The sequence below is a fragment of the Mesorhizobium sp. M1428 genome, assembly GCF_040317515.1.
Lineage (GTDB): Bacteria > Pseudomonadota > Alphaproteobacteria > Rhizobiales > Rhizobiaceae > Mesorhizobium.
On sequence record NZ_JAMYKT010000008.1, the window covers coordinates 245,451 to 267,452 of the forward strand.

At 64.6% G+C, this 22,002-nt stretch carries 11 protein-coding genes; 3 read left to right on the plus strand and 8 right to left on the minus strand.

The genetic code is table 11. The features are described from left to right. Positions 1–48: 48 nt before the first annotated feature. Entirely contained in the window at positions 49–1,107 is a 1,059-nt protein-coding gene (locus NKG60_RS14540) for a D-TA family PLP-dependent enzyme (protein WP_352662960.1), read from the plus strand. Positions 1,108–1,435: 328 nt separating this feature from the next. Here NKG60_RS14540 and NKG60_RS14545 read toward each other — a convergent pair whose 3' ends face one another. The 8 genes from NKG60_RS14545 to hutI all read right to left on the minus strand — a co-directional run bounded on the left by NKG60_RS14545 (position 1,436) and on the right by hutI (position 19,573). Further along, a complete protein-coding gene (locus NKG60_RS14545) occupies positions 1,436–2,191 on the minus strand; it encodes a heme ABC transporter permease (RefSeq protein WP_352525380.1) in 756 nt (251 codons plus the stop codon). 90 nt (positions 2,192–2,281) lie between these two features. Then, positions 2,282–4,051, minus strand: coding sequence for a glucan ABC transporter ATP-binding protein/ permease (locus NKG60_RS14550; protein ID WP_352566279.1), 1,770 nt, complete (start codon positions 4,049–4,051; stop codon positions 2,282–2,284). Between the two features lie 364 nt (positions 4,052–4,415). Continuing rightward, the gene (locus tag NKG60_RS14555; RefSeq protein ID WP_352868130.1) at positions 4,416–12,986 is read right to left on the minus strand and encodes a glycoside hydrolase family 94 protein; all 8,571 of its coding nucleotides are present in this window, start codon (positions 12,984–12,986) and stop codon (positions 4,416–4,418) included. A 267-nt stretch (positions 12,987–13,253) separates the two neighbouring features. Continuing rightward, on the minus strand, positions 13,254–13,841 hold the full coding sequence (locus NKG60_RS14560) for a HutD/Ves family protein (protein WP_352662966.1): 588 nt from the start codon (positions 13,839–13,841) through the stop codon (positions 13,254–13,256). Between the two features lie 8 nt (positions 13,842–13,849). Beyond that, positions 13,850–15,520, minus strand: coding sequence for a urocanate hydratase (gene hutU / locus NKG60_RS14565; RefSeq protein ID WP_352868127.1), 1,671 nt, complete (start codon positions 15,518–15,520; stop codon positions 13,850–13,852). Positions 15,521–15,550: 30 nt separating this feature from the next. Beyond that, the gene (gene hutG / locus NKG60_RS14570; protein ID WP_352662972.1) at positions 15,551–16,369 is read right to left on the minus strand and encodes an N-formylglutamate deformylase; all 819 of its coding nucleotides are present in this window, start codon (positions 16,367–16,369) and stop codon (positions 15,551–15,553) included. A gap of 421 nt (positions 16,370–16,790) precedes the next feature. Continuing rightward, a complete protein-coding gene (gene hutH, locus NKG60_RS14575; RefSeq protein ID WP_352662974.1) occupies positions 16,791–18,326 on the minus strand; it encodes a histidine ammonia-lyase in 1,536 nt (511 codons plus the stop codon). Beyond that, the gene (hutI, locus tag NKG60_RS14580; RefSeq protein WP_352662977.1) at positions 18,323–19,573 is read right to left on the minus strand and encodes an imidazolonepropionase; all 1,251 of its coding nucleotides are present in this window, start codon (positions 19,571–19,573) and stop codon (positions 18,323–18,325) included. Before hutI ends, hutH begins: the two co-directional genes overlap by 4 nt. Positions 19,574–19,671: 98 nt before the next feature. On the opposite strand from hutI, the gene NKG60_RS14585 reads away from it, so the two are divergent. Both NKG60_RS14585 and hutC read left to right on the plus strand, forming a co-directional pair. Further along, a complete protein-coding gene (locus tag NKG60_RS14585; RefSeq protein WP_352662980.1) occupies positions 19,672–21,024 on the plus strand; it encodes a formimidoylglutamate deiminase in 1,353 nt (450 codons plus the stop codon). After that, positions 21,021–21,782, plus strand: coding sequence for a histidine utilization transcriptional repressor HutC (gene hutC, locus NKG60_RS14590; protein ID WP_352662983.1), 762 nt, complete (start codon positions 21,021–21,023; stop codon positions 21,780–21,782). Before NKG60_RS14585 ends, hutC begins: the two co-directional genes overlap by 4 nt. Positions 21,783–22,002: the final 220 nt, after the last annotated feature.

The window sequence follows — 22,002 nt, forward strand, 5'->3', positions numbered from 1 at the left end:
CGGTCCGATCAGGGCCATAAGGTCAACCAATTTTCCGATGGTGAGACCATGCGCAGCATAGACGACCTCGATACGCCGGCGATCCTGATCGACGCCGGCCGCGCCGAAGCCAATATCGCGCGGGCGCAGGCCCATGCCGACCGGCACGGGCTGAAGCTCCGGCCGCACATCAAGACCCACAAGCTGCCCTACTGGGCGAAGAAGCAGGTCGCGGCCGGCGCCATCGGCATCACCTGCCAGAAGATCGGCGAGGCCGAAATCATGGCCGATGCCGGACTGACCGACATCTTTCTGCCCTACAATATCCTCGGGCGGGCCAAGCTGGAGCGCCTCAAGGCGCTGCATGACCGCGTAACCCTGTCGGTGACAACCGACAGCATGGACACGCTGATGGGACTTGCCGCCACCTTTACCGATCCCGGCCACCGCCTGCCGGTGCTGGTCGAATGCGACACCGGCATAGGCCGCTGCGGTGTGCAGTCGGCCGGCGAGGCAGTCGCGCTGGCGAGCGAGATCGGCAAGGTCCGAGGGCTCGTCTTCGGCGGCTTGATGACCTACCCGGGGGCGGGCCGCGCCGCCGAGACCGAGGCATGGCTCGCCGATGCGCAGCAAGCGCTTGCCGCATCCGGCCTTGAATGCCAGCGCATCTCCAGCGGCGGCACGCCCGACATGTGGCGTTCCGGCGAGGATAGCGTCGTTACCGAATACCGCCCCGGCACCTACATCTATCTCGACCGCTACCAGGTCGCCAAAGGCGTCGGCAGTCTCGACGATTGCGCATTGACGGTACTGTCGACGGTGGTCAGCCATCCAACGCCGACACGCGCCATCCTCGACGCCGGCAGCAAGGCCCTGTCCAGCGACACGCTGGGGCTCGCCGATTTCGGCGAGCTGCTGGGCATTTCAGGCGCAAGTGTGACCAGCCTCAGCGAAGAGCACGGCAACGTCACACTTTCGGGCGGCGCCGAGCTTCGCATCGGCGAGCGCGTGCGCGTCGTGCCCGACCATTGCTGCGTCGTCACCAACCTGTTCGACGAGGTGCATCTGATCGAAGGCGACAAGGTGATCGAGACGCTGCCGGTCGCGGCGCGCGGGCGGATGCAATGAGTAATTTTGCAATCCACTGGGAATACGGAATCGACGACGTAAGAAAGTTTGAGCTTCGTCAAAAAGAATGGTGCAGCGACGTCTATGTCGTTTCGAACGAGCGGATTTATCGCTTCGAATTCATTTCAAAACAACGCCTGATGCAGGAGGCATCTGATTCCATATCTCGGGCAGGATACCATCACGTAGACAGAGATACTTTTGTTCTAGGCGATTTTTCCTACGAGGAAATTGTGAGAACTCTGGAGAGCCTGAGATCGACCGGATACTTTGACAGAAAGCCAGACTGACAAGGGCACCCAGGACGGTGTTAGCCGGTCGGCGTCTACTACCGCTCGGCCTGCCTTGCCGCGACGCGGCGCATCGAAATGACGCGGCGGCGCCGGATCTCGGTGCGCATCGCCATCAGATGCAGCGCAAAGAACAGGACTGTGAAGCCGACGGCCATGACCAGCAACGGCCACAACAGGCTCGGATCGATGGTCGGCCCACCAAGCCGGAACACCGAAGCCGGCTGATGCAGCGTGTTCCACCAGTCGACCGAAAATTTGATGATCGGGATGTTGATGAAGCCGACCAGGGTGATGATGGCGGCGGCCCAGGCGGCGCGCCCGGCATCGTCTAGCGCGCGGGTCAGCGCGATGATGCCGAGATACATCAGGAACAGGATGAAGACCGAGGTCAGCCGGGCGTCCCACACCCACCAGGTGCCCCACATCGGCTTGCCCCAGATCGAACCGGTGATCAGCGCAAGGGCGGTGAAGACGGCGCCGATCGGTGCCGCCGATTTCAGCGCCACGTCGGCCAGCGGATGGCGCCAGACCAGCGTGCCAAGCGCCGAGACCGCCATCAGCGTGTAGCACATCATGGCAAGCCAGGCGAAAGGCACGTGGATATACATGATGCGCACGGTGATGCCCTGCTGGAAATCCTCAGGCGCCGTGAAGCTCATATAGAGACCGACAGCGAGGATTATGGCGGCCACGCTCGCCAGCCACGGCACGACCTTGTCGGCCAGCCCGACGAACCGCGTCGGGTTGGCAAGGTCCATCCAGCCGGAGAGGCGTGAAGTCGTGTCGCTCATGCGGCTTTACATAGACCGCCGGCGGAGTTGCGGCAACCACAGCGGCGCGCCTTCCCTTCTCCCCTTGCGGGAGAAGGCAAGGCGCGCCGCTCAGGCGGCTTCGTTCACCGGACGGCTGAGGCGGCGGACCTCCTCGTCGTTGAGCAGGCCGCCGGCGCGCAGCAGGCTGGCGAAGCGGCCGTTGCGCAGCGACAGTTCGGTGAACCCGCCCATCTCGACCACCCGACCCTTGTCCATGAACACGACCAGATCGGCGTCGCGAACGGTGGTCAAGCGGTGGGCGATGATGAAGGTGGTGCGGCCGCGCCGCAGCTCATCGATGGCGTCCTTGACGCGATCTTCCGTCTCGACGTCGAGCGCGCTGGTCGCCTCGTCGAGAACCAGGATGGGCGCGTCCTTCAGCACGGCGCGGGCGATCGCGATGCGCTGGCGCTCGCCACCGGACAGCTGTCCGCCGCGTTCGCCGACGACCGTGTCGTAGCCCTCGCATTTCGACAGGATGAAATCCTGGGCGGCGGCCGCATTGGCCGCAGCATGGACCTCGTCATAGGTCGCCTCCGCACGGCCGACGCGGATGTTGTCCTCGATCGAGCGGTTGAGCAGGCCGGCATCCTGGAACACGGTGGCGATCGAATGGCGCAGCGATTTGCGGGTCACCGTACGGGTGTCGATGCCGTCGATCAGGATACGGCCGCTGGACGGGGTGAAGACGCGCTGCAAAAGGTTGATGAGCGTGGTCTTGCCGGCGCCCGTCGGGCCGACGATGGCGACGGTCTGGCCGGCCTGGACCTCGAACGACGCGTCGTCGACGCCCTGCCCGGAATTGCCGAACTCGAAGCAGACATTCTCGAAACGCACATGACCGGTGACGTTGACAAGCTCGCGCAGCCCGTCGGGCTCGGCGGCATCGGAAGCGGAGTCCTCGAGATGGTAGAATTCCTCGAGCTTGGCGCGTGCCTCGGAAATCTGGTTGGCGAAAGCCGACATCTGGTCGAGCCGGGCAATCAGCAGCGTGGCAAAGCCGGTAAAGGCGATGACGTCGCCGATGCGCAACTGGCCGTGCGTCACCAGATAGGCGCCAATCAAGAGCACCACCATCATCGAAATCGTCGACGACAGGCGGTGCAGCGCGTTGGCCATCGCCCACCAGTCGAGCACGGGATTCTGCGCGTCGAGCAGGTTCTTGACGTAGCGCTTCAGCGCCTCGGTCTCATGGCCGATGCGGTTGTAGCTCTGCAGGACGGCGACGTTGCTGACCGAGTCGGTCACATGCGCAAACACCTTGTGGTAATGCCGTTCCACGGCCGCCTGGCCTTCCTTGGTGCGCCGCATCACCAGCCGTCCGATGCCGACATAGAGCGCGCCAAGCGCCAGCAGCACCATCGACATGCGGATATCCATGCTGAGCGCCGTGGGCACCAGCAGAACCAGCGCAACCGCGGTCGACAGATGCTGCCGCATGAATTCCAGCCAGAGGCTGAACAAGGTCTCGACCGCGCGCAGGAGCGTGTGCAGGGAATTGGAGGTGCCGCGCTGATGATGCCAGGCAAGCGGCATGGTGATCACGCGCTCGAACGACTGGCAAAGAACCTCGCTGCGCCGCTGGTGGGCAAAGCGGTCGGCGCCGCGCGCCACCAGCACGAAGGCGATGATGTTGAACGCGCCGAGGCCGGCCCACATTGCGAGCGTCGCGAATACCGAGCCGCGGTCCGAAATGGCGTCGATCACCCGGCCGAACATGATCGGCTCGAGAATGGCGATAATGGCAAGCGCGACATTCGCCCCGCAGATAAACGCAACGCGTTTCCTGTCGGCAGCGAGATAACCAAGGGCTCGCCAGTAGATTTGCAGAAGTGACACTTCAGCTACTCCGCCAATTATTTATGGTGCAGTGCGTCATTTTTTGACTCGTATCGGTTGACGCGTCGCAAAACAATGCTCGTCTAGCTCTTCCGTTCCCATTCCGCGAACAAAAGATGACGACGCTTCGAAATTTGCCGTGATCGTCTAACAGTTTGAGATAAAAGGTGAAATGTCAGCGTTGCGGCAAAATCATGGCAGCTGGAAAGCACTGCCACAATTTTAATCAGCAAGACCCTGGGCACGCCGTCTAAAGTCGTGTGCAGGCATTCAGCAAGGTCAAACGCAAATATAACCGGTAGAGGCACTTGGAGCGCCCGTGCGTGCCCTGGGGAACCCTGAGCGACGCTCCAAGTCCTTGAATCTAGGCCGGTATTCTGACGACCACCTCGGCACTATCTCCGGCTTTTGGCTCGAAGGACGAAGATTTGGTCTTCGTGCCGTTCACTTCAAGTGAGATGGCCCGGGCCTTTTTGTCGCGGACGACGCGTACTTTGATCTCGGCGCCCAGCATCTTCAGGGTTGCCGAATAGCCGTCCCAATGGCTGGGAAGTCTCGGCGTGAACTGGAGGCGCTGTCCGCGGCGCTCTATGCCGAGAATGCTCTCGACCGCAGCGCGATAAAGCCAGCCCGCCGACCCGGTATACCAGGTCCAGCCGCCGCGGCCGCCCTTGTCTTGCTCGGAATAAACATCGGCCGCGACGACGTAAGGTTCCACCCGGTAGCGCTCTGCCGCGGCTTCGTCGAGCGCATGGTTGACCGGATTGAGCATCGAAAGGCAACGGTAGGCATCGTCGGTGCGACCCATCTCGGCGAGCGCAATGACGAACCATGTCGCCGCGTGCGTGTATTGGCCGCCGTTTTCACGGACGCCCGGCGGATAGCTCTTGATGTAGCCCGGGTCCTTTTCCGTCTTCGAGAAGGGCGGGGTGAACAGTTTGACGATCTTGAGCTCGTCGTCGACGAGCGCTTTCATCGCCTGCCCCATTGCAGTCGTCGACCGCGCCGGGTCGCCCTCGCCCGAAAGCACGCTCCAGGACTGCGCGATCGAGTCGATCTTGCACTCGTCCGATTTGCGCGAGCCGAGCGGCGTGCCGTCGTCGAAGCTGCCGCGCCGATACCACTCGCCATCCCAGGCGGTGCTTTCCAGCGCCCGCTTCAGCACCTCGGCGTGCTTTGTCCAGGCTTGCACGCGCTTGGCATCGCGCTCCGCCTTGGCGACAGCGGCAAAGTCGCCGAGCGTCTTCAGCAGGAACCAGCCCAGCCACACGCTCTCGCCCTTGCCATGCTCGCCGACGCGGTTCATGCCGTCGTTCCAGTCGCCGCCGAGGATCAGCGGCAGCCCGGCTGGGCTGCTGCGCTTGACGGCAAGATCGAGCGCCCGCGCGCAATGGTCGTAGAGCGAGGCTGTCTTCTTCGAGATTTCCGGGATGAAGAAAGCATCGTGCTCGCCTTCGCCCAGCGCCTGCCCTTCGATGAAGGGCAGTTGCTCCTTCAGGATCGCGGTGTCGCCTGTCACCAGCAGGTAGCGGGCCGTGGCGTGGGCCAGCCAGACCACGTCGTCCGAGATCATGGTGCGGACGCCGGCCTCGGTGCGCGGCAGCCACCAATGCTGCACATCGCCTTCGGGGAATTGCCGCCGCGCCGCGTTGAGGATCTGATCGCGCGCCAGCTTGGGGTCATGCGCCAGCAAGGCCAACGTATCCTGCAACTGATCGCGGAAGCCGAAGGCACCGCTCGCCTGATAGAACGCAGAGCGAGCTCGGATGCGGCAGGCCAGGCTCTGATAGGGCAGCCAGTGATTGACCATGGCGTCGAGTGCCTTGTCCGGCGTCTCGACCTGGATGGTGTCGAGAAAGCCGCGCCATGTGCGCTCGTTGTCGGCCAGCCGCTGATCGAAATCCCTGGAGCGATGGGTCTGCACCAGCGCGCTGGCCTCCTCGGGCGAGGCCGCATCGCCGAGCAGCCAGAGCAGCGTGACGTCGCCACCGGCAGCGATGTCGATGTCGCGTGCGATGGCCGCGCAGGGATCGTCGCCGGCCTCGACGCGGCCCGACAGGCCGGTGCCGCTCAGCACGGCATGCGGAAACTCGCTCGTGCCTTGCCTGCCGATGAACTCGCCGCGATCGGCGGTGACCGAATGCACCGCACCGTCGGCGGCCAGAAAGGCGATCCGCTCGCCGAAATCGAGCCCATAGGGATTTTGCGCCAGCAATGCGCCGGTTGCGGCATCCCTCGACGGAACGATGCTTGCAGCGGTGCGCGAGCGATGGCCGCCAAGAACCCATTCCGCATAGGCATAGATACGCAGCCGCATCGACACCGAACCCGAATTCTGGATGCGCAGCCGCGATATCTTCACCGGATCGACGGGATCGACAACATGGGTCAGGTCCATCGACAGCGGCCCGCGTTTTGAACGGAACGTCGAAAAACCCTGCCCGTGCCAGGTTTCGTAGGTCATTGTCGGATCACGCACCACGGCAGCCATTGGCGAGAACGCCCTGCCACTGGCATGATCGTAGATATAGATGCCCTCGCCCGGCCGGTTGGTGACCGGATCGTTCGACCATGGCGTCAACTGATAGTCGCGGCTGTTGCGGCTCCAGGTGAAGGCAGCGCCTTCAGCCGAAATGTGGAACCCGAACGACGGGTTGGAGATGACGTTGATCCACGGCTGCGGCGTCGTGCGCCGGCCGGCAAGACGCACGACGTAGTGGCGTCCGTCCCCGTCGAAGCCGCCGAAACCGTTCCATTGGTCGAGCCCGCTGCCGTCGACGCGGCCCTCGATCAGTGCCTGGGCGGCAGATGCTTGCGACGTCGGCACCGGCAAGGACGGCTCGCGAAGCGCTGCAAGGTCTGCCGGCTGGAGGGCGGCGTCCCGCGCCTGCAGTGCCGCGGCCTCGGCGCGCTCGATCTGGTCGAAGATGGTGCCGTTGCGCGTATGCAGCACCACCCGGGCGACGGCGAGCAAGGTCCTGTAGGTCGTTTCCTCCATCAGATCGCGGCGCACCGCGAAAATGTGCTGGCGGGGTCCGAGCTCCTTGCCGCGCAACCGGCTGTTTTCGCACAGCGTCTCGACCGCGCGCTGCAGGTCCTGCACGTAGGATGACGCCTGCTCGTTGACGACGACAAAATCGATCATCATGCCGCGAGCGCGCATGTATTCCTGGAAGCGAAGCGCCTGGGCGACGATCTCCAGATCGGCGACATCGGCGATCCTGACCAGGAAAATCGGAAAATCGCCGGATATGCTGGTCGGCCACAGGCTGGACTGCCTGCCGAGCCCGGAAACGATGGATTCGCCGGGAAGGCGCAGGAACGGATCGGGATAGATCAGATAGCGCGCCAGCTTCTGCACATTGGCGGCGTCGGACAGGCTGAGGCCAAGGTGCCGGGTCTGCACCTGCGAGCGCGTCCAGGCGAGCATCGCCTGGCGGGCGAAGCTTTCGGGATGGTCGAGCCGTGCGATGGCGGCATCCAATTCGGCCCGATGGGTACCAACGACGGTCCAGAAGGTCAGCGAAATCTTCTTGTTGGCCGGCACGCGCACCTGCCGGCGAAGCGATGCGATCGGATCCAGGGTGAATCCGGAATGGCCGCCAAGCTTGGCGCCGGGATCAAAGGCAGCCGCCTCGGTGATGGTGCGGCCGCGGCCGATGAAAGCGCGCCTGTCGGTTTCCGCCTCGGCGTCGCGCGCCGATCCAGACGGGTCGGTGACGAAATGCACCATGGTGACGTCGGGTTCGTCCTTCTCGCGCTTGCGCCTGGTGGCGAAGATCGCGCCGTTGTTCGACGCGATCTCGGTCTCCACGAACATCTTCGAAAAGGCAGGATGGGCATTGTCCGAGGGCTCGGAGCCCAGCACCAGTTCGGCAAACGAGGTTACTTCGATATGCCGGTCGGCGGGGCCATCATTGTGGAGCGTCACCCGTCGGCCCTCACCATTGCCTTCCGAGATGACGATACACTCGACTTCCGAACGCAGCGATCCGATCGATTTGACGAAGCTCGCCTTGTCGTCGGAAAACAGCGTCTGCGCACGCTCGCCGGCGGCGCGCTTCGGCTCGGCGGTGGCCGACCACCAGTCGCCGTTGCTGGCGTCGCGCAGGAAAATATAGGAACCAAGGCGGTCCTCGGTCGGATCCGGCTGCCAGCGCGTGACGGCAAGTTCGCCCAAGCGGCTGTAGCCGGACCCGGTGGCGGTGACCATGACCGAGTAGCGGCCATTGGACATGACACTGGTCGAGCGCAGCGCCCTGATCGGATCGAGCACGATGCGCGTATCCGGGCTTTCCAGCTCGGTCTCGTCCTTCGAGCGCTCGTCGGCCTCGGTCCTGACGGTCGCGGTCGGGATGTCGCGCGGCGCCCTTTCCTGCAGCAGCAATTCGGCCGACTCGATCACCGGATCGCTGTGGAAGCGGTCGCGCAGGCGCCCTTCGAAGATCGCATCGGCAACGGCGGCAATCGACATGCCGGAGTGGTGGGCCATGTAGTTGAGCACGACGGCGTGGTCGGTGCCCTCAGGGACGCGTTGCGGCGTGAAATCCACCGCGTCGTAAAAGCCGTGCCGGCCCAGCGCGCCCAGCCGCCTCAGCCTGGCCAGGTTCTGCACGGATTCATGCGGCGTGAACTGCGCTGCCAGCACGGTCGCGTAAGGCGCGATCACCGTATTTTGGCCAAGGCCGCGCTTCAGGCCGAGCCCGGGCACGCCGAAATTGGTGTACTGATAGGTCAGCTCGCGGTCGCGGGCGTTGTAGGCCGCTTCCGAAATCCCCCAGGGAACGTTCTTCGACCGGCCGTACTGGATCTGGCGCTTGATGATCAGCTTGCTGGTCTGGTTGAGAATGCTGCCTTGCGGCTCCTTCATCACCAGCGGCGGCATCAGATATTCGAACATCGAGCCGGACCAGGACATCAGTGCGCCCTGGAAGCCGATCTCGACGATCGGCCGGCCGAGCCGGAACCAGTGCTCGGTCGGCAAATCGCCCTTGGCGATGGCGAACAGGCTGGTCAGCCGCGCCTCGGAGGCCAAAAGGTCGTAGCAGCTTTCGTCGAGCTGATGCTCCTCGACCCGGTAACCGATCGACAGGAGCTTCCGTTCGGGCCGCATCAGGAACGAGAAATCCATCTCGAAGGCGAAACGGCGCGTGCGCTCGCGCAAGGTCAGAAGCTTGGCCCGCAATGCCGCGACGGCGTTTTCGTCGCTGTGCGCGTCGTGCACATGGGCCTCGCAGGTGGCTTCGAGCCTGGCCGCCCAATCGGCGATGGTGTCGCTCTGGGTCGATGCGGCTTCGGTGTGGATGGCTGTTGCGAGCTTGCGTATCTCGCCGGCCAGGACGGCCAGATTGATCGTGCGGATCGACGCCATCTCCGGCTGCGCCTTGATCAATTCGACCGCCCGCCGCATGCCGTCGAGACGGTCGGCGAGCCGCTGGCGCAAGGGCCGCAATTGACGCCGGTCGTCGGGCAGTTCCTCAAGGCTTTCGTCGAGGATGGTGACGGTGTCGAGGATGCCTTCGAAGTCGCCCTGCACATGCACCGACGGCGCTTCGGCCCATTCGGCGCAGGCAGCAGCCACGGCCACCAGATGGCCGGCGAGATTGCCGCTGTCGACGGCAGAAATGTAAAGCGGGTAGAGCGGCTTCAGGGTCGTCGTGTCGTACCAGTTGAAGAGATGGCCGCGGTCGCGCGGCATGCTCTCGATGGTCGACATGGTCGCGTCGATGCGGTTGACGGCGTCGGAGAGGCTGATCCAGCCGAAATCGCGTGCCGAAATCACCGACAGCAGGTAGACGCCGATATTGGTCGGCGAGGTGCGGGGCGCCACTACGGGTGCCGGGCTTTCCTGGAAATTGTCCGGCGGCAGATGGTGATGCTCGGCCGTCACGAAGGTCTCGAAATAGTGCCATGTACGCCGCGCCACGGTGCGCAGCGCGTGGATGTCGGCGGCAGATATGCGCAGGCGGTCCTCGGTTTCGGCCGAACGGCTGATCCAGCAGGCGATGGCGGGCGAGCCGATCCAGAACAAGGCAAAGAAGAAGGCGACGAAGGCGCCGGTGGAATCGGCCAGCACCGGGACGGCGAGGCCGACGACGCCGATGATCACCGCACCGTACATGATGCTGTAATAGGAGCCGAGATCGTTGTCGCCGCCCTTGTGTGCCTGCGAGGCGGTGCGCCATTCGAGCAGGTTCTGGCGGCTGACGAACAGGCGGTAGAGCGTGCGGATGATTGCGTCGCCCATCATCCAGGCAAGATGCGCCATCAGCACGATCTTCAGCGCCACCAGGGCGGTACCGAAGGCAACGTCGCGCGCCAGCGCCGAGAAATGGCCGCGCGGCGTCTGATCGCCGCTCTTCGGCAGGATGGCGTTGACGATGTCGAAAGTGGGCGCCATGAACAGCGTAAGGATCAGCAGCGCCTGCCATTGCGCGGCCTGCGTGAAGGGCAGCAGCGTCCAGCCGGCGATCGCGGCCATCATCCAGAAGATCGGCGTCACCGAGCGGCGCAGATTGTCCACCATCTTCCAGCGCGACAGCGCAGGCACATTTGAGCGCGGGCCGAGGATGAATCCCAGAAGCTGCCAGTCGCCGCGTGCCCAGCGATGGTGGCGCGACGCGTCGACCGAATAGCGGGTGGGATAGTCCTCGACCAGTTCGACGTCGGTGACCAAAGCCGAGCGCGCCAGCGCCCCTTCGAGCAGATCGTGGCTGAGGATGGTGTTTTCCTCGATGCGGCCCTTCAGTGCCGCCTCGAAGGCGTCGACATGGTAGAGACCCTTGCCGGTGAAGGAACCGTCGCCGAAGATGTCCTGGTAGAGATCCGACACGGCAAAGACGTACGGATCGAGCCCGCGATTGGCGGAAAAGACACGCTGAAAGAACGACGCCTCGTCGCCACTGGTCAGCGACGCGGTGATGCGCGGCTGCAGGATGGAATAGCCTGCGATGACCTCGCGCCGGGCCACGTCGAAATGCGGACGGTTGAGCGGGTGGCAAAGCTTGCCGGCCAGCGCAGCGACGGCGTCGCGGGTGGTGCGGGTGTCGGCGTCCAGCGTCATCACGTGGACGACGCTCTCCGGCAATGGCACTTCCAGCGGCAGGAAGGTGGTGTCGCTGTCGCCGCGCAGCAGAAGGTTCAATTCGTGCAGCTTGCCGCGCTTGCGCTCCCAGCCCATCCAGACGCCTTGCGACGCGTTGTAGAGCCGGCGCCGATGCAGCAGATAAAAGCGCGGCGCGCCTTCCGAGGGATAGCGGGCGTTCAGCCTGGCGATTTCGGCGCGGGCGAATTCGAGGATTTCGACATCCGCCGTATCGATTTCGGTCTTCGAGTCCGGCCAGTCGGAAAGCAGCGCGAAATAGACCTCACCCGCCGTGTTGGCGAGGTGATGCACCTCGATGTTGCGGATGTTCTCCTCGACATCGTCGCGCGAGCCGATCAGCGACGGCACCACCACCAGCGTGCGCGCCTCGGCCGGCACACCGTGCCTGAAATCATAGCCGATGAGACGCGTCGGCTTCAAAAACAGCGAGACGACGGTGTTGAAGAATGCGAGCGCACCTTCGCTGGCTGGCACCGCGAACAGGGCCAGCATCAGGACGATCGACGGCACCGACAGGCCGAGATTGGCAAGCGCATTGCCGGAAACGACCAGAAGCAGGACCGTCAGCGCAAACACCGGCACGACGATGCCCAGCCATCCGGTCTTGCGGAACGTCCGGGTGATCGTCTTGCCGATGGTCGGCCGGTAGCCGATCGACCGCTCGAGCTCCATCCGGCGCGGGCCGACCAGAAAGAAGCCGACGTCGGTGTGAGCGATCGGACCGGTTTCGGAGCCCGGTGCATCGGCAGCATGGCCGGCGAGTTCTATCGCCCTTTCGGCAACGCGAAATTCGGAGAGATCGGAACGGCGTGCCAACTCCTCGATCGCAGTCCGGTACTGGTCGCGCGAAAAGAAATCGAGCGCCGCGAAATCGGTGCGTTCGCGCAGCAAGGTGTCGATGCGGCTGACGCCCTCGAACCACACCGTCCAGTCGATGTCGTTGATGAGGCGCAGGCCGCGGATGATGTTGCCAGTGGTCACGTTGCCGCTGGACAGCGTGTGGTGCTCGCTGAGGATGATCTCCTCGGCGTCGGAGCCGGTCCTTTCCAGCTCGCCCTCCAGCCATTCCAGCGCCCTGCCGGCATTTTGCGAGCCGTCACGCAGCCGGTAGAGCAACTGGGTGGCGAAGGTGGTGTCCTGCGCATGGGCGCTGTAGTGGGAAAGTATCGCCTGCCGGTCGGCGCTGTCGTCCGTCGCCAGCACACGGTCGGCGACCTCGTTGGCGATCTGGCGCAGTTCCCGCGTGCGATTGACGCGGACCGCGATGCGGCGAAGGTTCTCGATCAGGACGAAGCGCAGCAGCGACGGCAGCGCCCATAATTCGCCGATCTTCAGCGGCTCGACGGACTGGAAGCCTTCAACGATCGCCCTGAACATGGCCGACGAGACGGAACTGTCGGAATGCGCCACATAGGTCCATGCGACCGCCAGCGCGCGCGGCACGCTGGATCCGTCGGACAGTTTCAGCGTCGGCAACTGACGGTAGAAGCGGCGCGGCAGGTCGCGCTTGACCTGAAAAATGGTCTCCTCGACCAGGTAATTGTTGTCGAGCAGCCACTGCGCCGCCGGCGTGATCGTTTCGCCCCTCGCCTGGGCAGCGTTGGTGGAACGGTAAACATCGAGAATCTTCCTGGCGCTGTCGCGGATGCGCGCCTGAAAGTCGAAAGGTGTCAGACCGAACAAATCCTTGGCATCGCCATTGGCAAGGGCTGCGCCCAATGCGCGCAGCCGATCTTCCGGCAGGAAATTGGAGCGGATCGGCTCGTCGGTGACAGCCGGGAAGCTGGCGCTCGTCTTTTCGATTTGTGCGAGATTGGTCTGGATATTCATCTAAGGTTCCGTGTTGGGGACGCGGTGCGGCGTCACCGCCACGGCAATGTCCCTAAAACCGGTCCAAATGCAATTGGTTGCATCGCAACACTTGGCCGAATGTTTGTTTCCGCACCACGACAAGGTGTCGTCTTTCGACAAGTTCCAGGCGAGCGCTCCGAGCATCGTTTCGGCTTCTGATCGGCGGAAGATTCAGGCTTTTTCGTGATGCAGCGACCAGCTTACGCGATATTTGGCCGGCATCGCGATCATGTTTGGAAACAGGCGTTAATCGTTGCCGGCAATGCGGTCGATGCGGATCACGAACAGCATCGCCGGCCGGACGGGATGCAGGCGCAGTTCAGGTGCTTGCGGCCCGAGCAACAGCGCATCGAGCGGCCCCAGTTGCACGGACGCTGCGCCGGCCACCCTGAGCTCGCCGTCGACGCACAGGATGAGCGCCGCATCGGCGTCGGCCCGGATCTCCGTCGGAGCCGAAATCAGCAGGCGCTCGACCGTGTGGGCCGCCCGGGCGCGGCGCGTCATGACGTTGAGGTCGGTGATCGGACCGGCGATCAGCGTCGCTTGCGTCGGCACATCGGCTGGAAAGGCAAGCGGTGCGGAAGCCCGGGTGATTTCGACCGGCGGCCGGCCGGCGATGTCGAGGACCATGCCCTCGCCTTCCAGCAAGGCCAAGGTCCGGTCGACGCCGGCGAAGCCGGAGAACGGCCCGCTGCTCTCGACGCGCGCCATCGAGACGCGCCAGTCGAAATCGTCGAGCCCGGCACCTGGCGGCGAGACGGCAATCTCCGTCGTCACCCCGCCACCGTTCTTCCACGGCATCGAGCGGTATTCCGGAGCCCGAAGGATGCGCAAGGCGCGGCTCAGCCCAATATGCCGGGCAGGTTGAGCTGGTTCTCCCGGGCGCACTCGATCGCGATGTCATAGCCGGCATCGGCGTGGCGCATGACGCCGGTCGCCGGATCGTTCCACAGAACCCGCTCCAGGCGCTTGGCCGCCTCGGGTGTGCCGTCGGCGACGATGACCATGCCGGCATGCTGCGAAAAGCCCATGCCGACGCCGCCGCCATGGTGCAGCGACACCCAGGTGGCGCCGGACGCCGTGTTGAGCAAGGCATTGAGCAACGGCCAGTCGGAGACGGCATCGGAGCCGTCCTTCATCGCCTCCGTCTCGCGGTTCGGCGAGGCGACCGAGCCGGAATCGAGGTGATCGCGGCCGATGACCACCGGCGCCTTCAGTTCGCCCCTGGCGACCATCTCGTTGAAGGCGAGGCCGAGCCGGTGGCGATCGCCAAGCCCAACCCAGCAGATGCGCGCCGGCAGTCCCTGGAAGGCGATACGCTCGCGTGCCATGTCGAGCCAGTTGTGCAGATGGGTGTTGCCGGGCGTGAGTTCGCGCACCTTGGCATCGGTCCTGTAGATATCCTCGGGATCGCCGGAAAGTGCTGCCCAGCGGAACGGGCCGATGCCGCGGCAAAACAGCGGACGGATATAGGCCGGCACGAAACCCGGAAAGGCAAAGGCATTCTCGAACCCCTCCTCCTTTGCCACCTGGCGGATGTTGTTGCCGTAATCGAGCGTCGGCACGCCGGCGTTCCAGAACGCCACCATCGCCTCGACATGCTCGCGCATCGACGCGCGCGCCGCCTTCTCGACCGCCTTCGGGTCGCTGGTGCGCTTCTCGCGCCACTCGGCCAGCGACCAGCCCTTGGGCAGATAGCCGTTGAGCGGGTCATGCGCCGAGGTCTGGTCGGTGACGATGTCGGGGCGCACGCCGCGTCGCACCAGTTCCGGCACGATATCGGCGGTGTTGCCGACCAGGCCGACCGATTTCGCCTCACCGGCTTTGGTCCAGCGCTCGATCTTTTCCAGAGCCTCGTCGAGCGTGTCGGCGCGCTCGTCGACATAGCGGGTGCGCAGCCGGAAATCGATGCGGTCGGGATCGCATTCGACCGCCAGGCAGCAGGCGCCGGCCATGACCGCGGCGAGCGGCTGGGCGCCGCCCATGCCGCCGAGACCGCCGGTCAGGATCCATTTGCCCCTGAGATTGCCGCCATAATGCTGGCGGCCGGCCTCGACGAAGGTCTCGTAGGTGCCCTGCACGATGCCTTGCGTGCCGATGTAGATCCATGAGCCGGCCGTCATCTGGCCGTACATCATCAGGCCCTTTCTATCGAGCTCGTTGAACTTCTCCCATGTCGCCCAGTGCGGCACGAGGTTCGAATTGGCGATCAGCACGCGCGGCGCGTCCGGATGGGTGCGGAACACGCCGACCGGCTTGCCGGATTGCACCAGCAGCGTCTCGTCGTCGCCGAGCGTCTTCAGCGAGGCAACGATGCGGTCGAAATCGTTCCAGGTGCGCGCCGCCCGGCCGATACCGCCATAGACGACCAGCTCGTTGGGGTTTTCGGCAACGTCCGGGTCGAGATTGTTCATCAGCATGCGCAACGGCGCTTCGGTCAGCCAGGTGCGGGCGGTGAGCTCGCTGCCACGCGGGCTGCGCACTTCACGGATGTTGTGGCGAGGATCGGTCATGATTGTCCCTTTCGAATGAGGTGCACCGCATCAGCGCTGGGCCCACGCGATCGCGGTTTCCAGGATCTTTCTCAGCGTAACGCGGATCGGCGCCGCGAATTCGGCGTCGTAAGGCACCGGCCAATTGCCGGGCATGCCCTTGCCTTCGGGCTCGCGCAGATAGCCGCGGTTGGAGAGCTCCATCTGCAGCGCGTGGACGCCGGCTTGCGGCTGGCCGAAATGGCGCGTGATCCAGCCGCCCTTGAAGCGGCCGTTGACGACGAAGCTCTCGCCGGTTTCGGTGAGGATTTGCGTGACGTTCTCCTGCAGCGTTGGATCGGCGCTCTTGCCGTCATTGGTGCCGAGATTGAAGACCGGCAATTTGCCTTCGAAAAGACGCGGCAGCACCGAGCGGATCGAATGGCAGTCATAGACGACGATCTTCCCCTGCAAAGCGCGCAGCCTGTCGATCTCCGCCTGCAGCGCGGCATGATAGGGTACGAAGAATTTTTCGCGGCGTTCGTCGATCTCCGACGGTCCCGGCTCTTCGCCCTCACGGTAGAGCGGATCGCCGTCAAAGGTCTCGGTCGGGCAGAGCCCGGTCGTCGTCTGGCCGGGATAGAGCGAAACGCCCGACGGATCGCGGTTGACGTCGATGACGGTGCGCGAAATCGCCGTATGCACCACCGTCGCACCAAGGCTCTTGGCAAAGTCATAGAGCTTGTCGATCCACCAGTCACAGTCGCGGCGCCCGAGCCAGGGCGAGACCAGTCGGCTGTCGAGGCCGGCGAGGTCGATGCCGGTATGCGGGATCGAAACCAGCAAGGGTGCTGTGCCACGCTTCACAGTGAGCCAGGAGGGTGAGGTCATCGGAAGTCTCCGCGCGACAGAACGCGACCTTGCAATTGTCCGTGAACACCGACCTCGCTTTTTGCCGGCCGTGTCGTATTTTGTTCTTGCTTTGTGCCGGCAGCTATGCTACTAATTTCGGTATGGTGCTGATTCGGCCCCACGACCCGCCTTCGAGGCGGGTTTTTTGTTCCTGACCTTGAAAGTTTCGGTGTTGCCGGGCTGAGGTTGGCGGGACAGCGCCCCCCTCTGTCCTGCCGGACATCTCCCCCTCTAGTGGGGAGATTGGCGGTCACGACTGCTTTCGCCAATCTCCAACGTTGCAGTAATGAACGCGGGACCGCAGCTGCCAATCTCCCCCCTGGAGGGGGAGATGTCCGGCAGGACAGAGGGGGGCGCGACGGAACACGACCCGTGCCGGCGTAACGCAGCGACGACGGCTTCACGACGTCACCCCCGGCAGCCTTACCGCGCTTGCCGCTTCCACCGCCGCGCCGTTGCGTACCATGGCGATGGCCTTCTCCATGTCGGGGTGGAAGTGCCGGTCGTTGTCGAGATGCGGCACCTCTGCCCTGACCAGCCGGCGCACCGCCTCCAGTGCCGCGCTCGAGGCCAGTGGCGCATGGAAATCGCAGCCCTGCGCGGCGGCCAGCAATTCGATGCCGATGACGGCCGTCGCATTCTCGACCATGCCGATGAGCCGGCGCGCGCCATGCGCCGCCATCGAAACGTGGTCTTCCTGGTTGGCCGAGGTCGGGATCGAATCGACGCTGGCCGGATAGGCCTTTTGCTTGTTTTCAGAAACCAGTGCCGCGGCCGTCACCTGAGGGATCATGAAACCGGAATTCAGACCCGGCTTGGGTGTCAGAAAGGCCGGCATGCCGGACAGCGCCGGGTCGACCAGCATGGCGATGCGCCTTTCCGACAACGAGCCGATCTCGCAGACGGCAAGCGCGATCATGTCGGCGGCGAAGGCGACCGGCTCGGCGTGGAAATTGCCGCCCGAAAGTGCTGAGTCATCCTCGGCAAAGATCAGAGGATTGTCGGTGACGCCGTTGGCCTCGGTGGCGAGCGTGTCGGCGGCCTTGCGGAGCACGTCGAGCGCTGCGCCCATTACCTGCGGCTGGCAGCGCAGGCAGTAGGGATCCTGCACGCGCTCGTCGCCGACGCGGTGCGATTCACGGATGGCGCTGCCGGCCATCAAATTGCGCAACGCCTCGGCCGTCTCGATCTGGCCGCGATGTTTCCGGAGCAGATGGATACGGGGGTCGAACGGCGCGTCCGAACCCTTGGCGGCATCGGTCGACAGCGCGCCGGCGACCAGTGCCGACTGGTAGAGCACTTCCGCCTCGAACAAAGCCGCCAGCGCATAGGCGGTCGAAAACTGGGTGCCGTTGAGCAGCGCCAGGCCTTCCTTGGCGCCCAATATCACCGGCTCCAGGCCGTGCGAAACGAAGGCGACCTTGGCGGGAAAGCGGCCATGCGGGGTAAAGCATTCGCCGACGCCGATCATCACCGCGGTCATGTGCGACAGCGGCGCAAGGTCGCCGGAAGCGCCGACCGAGCCTTGCGCCGGCACCACGGGGATAACGTCGTTGGCCAGCATCGCCTCGAGCAGTTCGATGGTCCGCGGCCGCACGCCGGAGGCGCCCTGGGCCAGGCTGGCCAGCTTCAGCGCCATCATCAGCCGGCAAATTGCGACGGGCATCGGCTCGCCGACGCCGGCGGCATGCGACAGCACGATGTTTCGTTGCAACGTTTCCAGATCGGCGGCGGGGATGCGGACGCTGGCCAGCTTGCCGAAGCCGGTATTGATGCCATAGACCGGCTCGCCCTTGGCAACGATCCTGGCGACGGCCTCGGCGCTGGCCTTGATCTTCGGCCGGCAGGCATCGTCGAGCCTCAGTGCGGCGCCGCGATAGATGGCGCGCCAATCGGCCAGCGTGGCATTGCCTGGCCTTAGCTTGAGTTCGGTCATTGTCCCCTCCAGATGCGGGCATGCAGCGGGTTGAAGCCCATGCGGTAGACGAGTTCGGCCGGGCGCTCGACGTTCCAGATCGCCAGATCGGCGGATTTTCCGGCCTCCAGCGTGCCGGTCTGTCCAAGCAGCCCGAGCGCGCGGGCAGCCTCGCGGGTGACGCCGGCAAGGCATTCATCGACGGTCAGGCCGAACAACGTCGCGGCCATGTTCATGGTCAGCAGCAGCGAGGTCAGCGGCGACGTGCCGGGATTGTTGTCGGTGGCAACGGCCATCCTGACGCCATGCTGGCGAAACAGGGCGATCGGCGGCTTCTTGGTCTCGCGGATGAAGTAGTAGGCGCCGGGCAAGATGGTCGCCACGGTTCCGGCCTTCGCCATCGCCGCCGCACCGGCCTCGTCGGTATATTCGAGATGGTCGGCCGATAACGCATCATAGCGCGCCGCAAGTTCGGCGCCGTGCAGATTGGACAGCTGGTCCGCATGAAGCTTGACCGGCAGGCCGGCCGCCTTGGCCGCATCGAACACGCGGGCGATCTGCTCCGGCCAAAAGGCGATGCCTTCGCAAAAACCATCGACGGCATTGGCCAGGCCCTCGGCAGCGACGGCCGGCAAAATCTGCTTTGCAACAAGATCGATAAAGGCGTCCTTGTCACCTTTTGCTTCGGGCGGCAGCGCATGAGCGCCTAGGAAAGTGGTCCTGACCGTCACCGGCCGCTCATCGCCCAGCCGTCGCGCGGCGCGCAGCGACTTCTTCTCGTTTTCGAGGTCGAGGCCGTAGCCGGATTTGATCTCGACGGTGGTGACGCCTTCGGCAATCAGCGCATCGAGGCGCGGCAACGACTGGGCGACCAGTTCGTCCTCGTTCGCCGCGCGCAATGCCTTGACCGAGGAAACGATGCCGCCGCCGGCCTTGGCAACCTCCTCATAGCTGGCGCCGGCCAGCCGCATCTCGAATTCATTGGCACGGTTGCCGGCATGGACCAGATGGGTGTGGCAGTCGATCAGGCCGGGCGTGATCCAGCGGCCTTCGCAGTCGGTCGCCTCGGCGTCTTTACCAAGTGCTCTGGGGCGGAGTGCTGCCGGCATGTCGGCTTCCGGCCCGGCATAGACGATCCGGCCGTTGCGCACGGCGATTGCACCGTGCTCGACGACGCCTAACCCGGCGCTGCTTTCGGCCATGGTCGCGAGGCGCGCATTGCGCCAGAGGCGAACCTCCCCTGCCCGGCTTTTGCTCTCTGCAGCCATCATCTTTTCCGTTTCAATCGGTGATGATTATGTATATACATATCAAAAGGCACTGCAAGCGCTATCATCGCATGGCAGGCCGGGATTTGGAGAAAAACGTGACGGCAATCTTTGCGGAACAGGCACTTCTGCCCGACGGCTGGCACAGTAATGTGCGGATCGTCATCTCCGACGGCAGGATCGCCACGGTCGAGGCGAATACCTCGCTCCTGCCTGGCGACGAGCGCCATGCCATCCTTTTGTCCGGCATGCCGAACCTGCACAGCCACGCCTTCCAGCGCGGCATGGCCGGCCTTGCCGAATTGCGCGGGCCCTCCGCCGACAGTTTCTGGAGCTGGCGCGAGGTGATGTACCGTTTCGCGCTGTCGATGACGCCGGACCAGGTCGAGGCGGTCGCGGCCCAGCTCTATGTCGAGATGCTGGAGGCCGGGTTCTCGCGCGTCGGCGAGTTTCACTATTTACACCACGACCGTGACGGCCGGCCCTATGCCAATATTGCCGAGATGGCGGAGCGCACCGTTGCTGCAGCCGCCGAGACAGGCATCGAGCTGACTTTGCTGCCCGTGTTCTACGCGCATTCCTCTTTCGGCGGCGCTGCGCCAAATGAAGGCCAGCGGCGGTTCATCAACTATGTGAATCAGTTCTCGCGACTTGTTGAGAAAAGCCGCGAATCCATTCGCGCGCTGAATCAAGGCGTCGTCGGCGTCGCCCCGCACAGCCTGCGCGCCGTGACGCCGGGGGAACTGGAGATCATCACGGCGATGGCGCCGGAGGGGCCGATCCACATCCATATCGCCGAGCAGATGAAGGAGGTCGAGGATTGTCTTGCCTGGTCCGGGGCGCGGCCGGTCGAATGGCTGCTTGCCAACGCCAACGTCGACCAGCGCTGGTGCCTGATCCACGCTACCCACATGACCGAAGCCGAGACGATCCAGATGGCGAAAAGCGGCGCCGTTGCCGGCCTCTGCCCGATCACTGAGGCCAATCTCGGCGACGGCACCTTTGCCGCGCCGCTGTTCATGCAGCATGGCGGCCGCTTTGGCATCGGCTCGGATTCAAACGTACTGATCGGCCTGCCGGACGAGTTGCGGCAACTCGAATATTCGCAACGCCTCGCCCACCGCGCCCGCAATGTTCTGGCGGTGGCCGGCGGCTCGACCGGTCGCGCGTTGTTCGATGCTGCGCTCGATGGTGGCAGTGCCGCGCTGGGCGCCGGCGCTTCGCAGATCGCCGCAGGTGCCTCGGCCGATTTCGTCTCGCTCGACGGCAAGCATCCATCGCTGGCCGGCAAGACGGGCGATGCAATCCTTGACGCCTGGATTTTTGCCAACGGCACCAAGGTCGATTGCGTCTGGGTGCATGGCAGGAAACTGGTCAGCGACGGCATGCATGCGAAGCGCGATGCCATTGCCGAGCGGTTCCGCAAGGTCATGACGGCGCTTTCGGCATGAGCATGATCGGGATAATAAGCGCGGATTCTGGAAGCGCGGATGGCGGCGAGGTTCTTTCGCTGCACCAGCGCATCCTGTCGGACATCAGCGAACGGATCCTGTCCGGTGCCTGGGCGCCCGGCCACCGCATTCCGTTCGAGCATGAACTGACGGCCGAATACAATTGTTCGCGCATGACGGTGAACAAGGCGCTGTCACAACTGGCCAAGGCCGGGCTGATCGAGCGCCGGCGTCGCTCCGGCAGTTTTGTCCGCCGGCCGCAGTCGCAGGCGGCCGTTCTCGAAATCCACGACATCCGGATTGAGGTCGAGGCGCTTGGCCTGCCCTACCGCTATGAGCGCATGGCGCGAAGCAGAAGGCGCAGCAGCGCCGACGACCGCGCCCTGCTGGAACTCGACGTCGCCGGGCCGGTGCTGGTGCTGGAATGCCGGCATTTCGCCGGCAACCGGCCGTTCGCCCACGAGCAGCGGCTGATCAACCTGTCTGCCGTGCCGGAGGCCGCCGAAGAGGCGTTTTTCGACACCGCGCCCGGTCCGTGGCTGATCGGGCGCGTCCCGTGGAGTGCCGCCGAGCATCGCATCCGCGCCGTTGCCGCCGAAAGGTCTATCGCCGCGGCGCTCGACATCGAGACCGGCGCGCCGTGCCTGGTGATCGAGCGGCGGACATGGAGCGCCGAGCACCCGGTCACCCACGTCCGGTTCACCTACGCGGCAGAGAACCACACGCTGGTGGCGCGGTTCACGCCGTCGCAGGGGTGAGCTCCTAACCCTCCCCCTTGAGGGGAGGGTCGCGGAGCAAATTGCCGCACGGCGGCATTTTGTGACGCGGGGTGGGGTCGGAGCAACCTCGCCGGGCGCCCCCCCCCGCGGCGGGGGCGGGGGGGGGGGGGTGAGGCGGGCCCCCGCCCCGCCCGGGGGGGGGGGGGGGGGGGGGGGGGGTAGGCCGGCGGGGGCAGAAATATAGAGGCGCGAATTTTGG

Excerpts from the sequence above, each read along its gene's own strand:
- NKG60_RS14540 (WP_352662960.1), top strand. The coding sequence starts at position 49 with ATGCGCAGCATAGACGACCTCGATACGCCGGCGATCCTGATCGACGCC.
- NKG60_RS14545 (WP_352525380.1), bottom strand. The coding sequence starts at position 2,191 with ATGAGCGACACGACTTCACGCCTCTCCGGCTGGATGGACCTTGCCAAC.
- NKG60_RS14555 (WP_352868130.1), bottom strand. The coding sequence starts at position 12,986 with ATGAATATCCAGACCAATCTCGCACAAATCGAAAAGACGAGCGCCAGC.
- hutU (WP_352868127.1), bottom strand. The coding sequence starts at position 15,520 with ATGACCGATCCTCGCCACAACATCCGTGAAGTGCGCAGCCCGCGTGGC.
- hutG (WP_352662972.1), bottom strand. The coding sequence starts at position 16,369 with ATGACCTCACCCTCCTGGCTCACTGTGAAGCGTGGCACAGCACCCTTG.
- hutH (WP_352662974.1), bottom strand. The coding sequence starts at position 18,326 with ATGACCGAACTCAAGCTAAGGCCAGGCAATGCCACGCTGGCCGATTGG.
- hutI (WP_352662977.1), bottom strand. The coding sequence starts at position 19,573 with ATGGCTGCAGAGAGCAAAAGCCGGGCAGGGGAGGTTCGCCTCTGGCGC.
- hutC (WP_352662983.1), top strand. The coding sequence starts at position 21,021 with ATGAGCATGATCGGGATAATAAGCGCGGATTCTGGAAGCGCGGATGGC.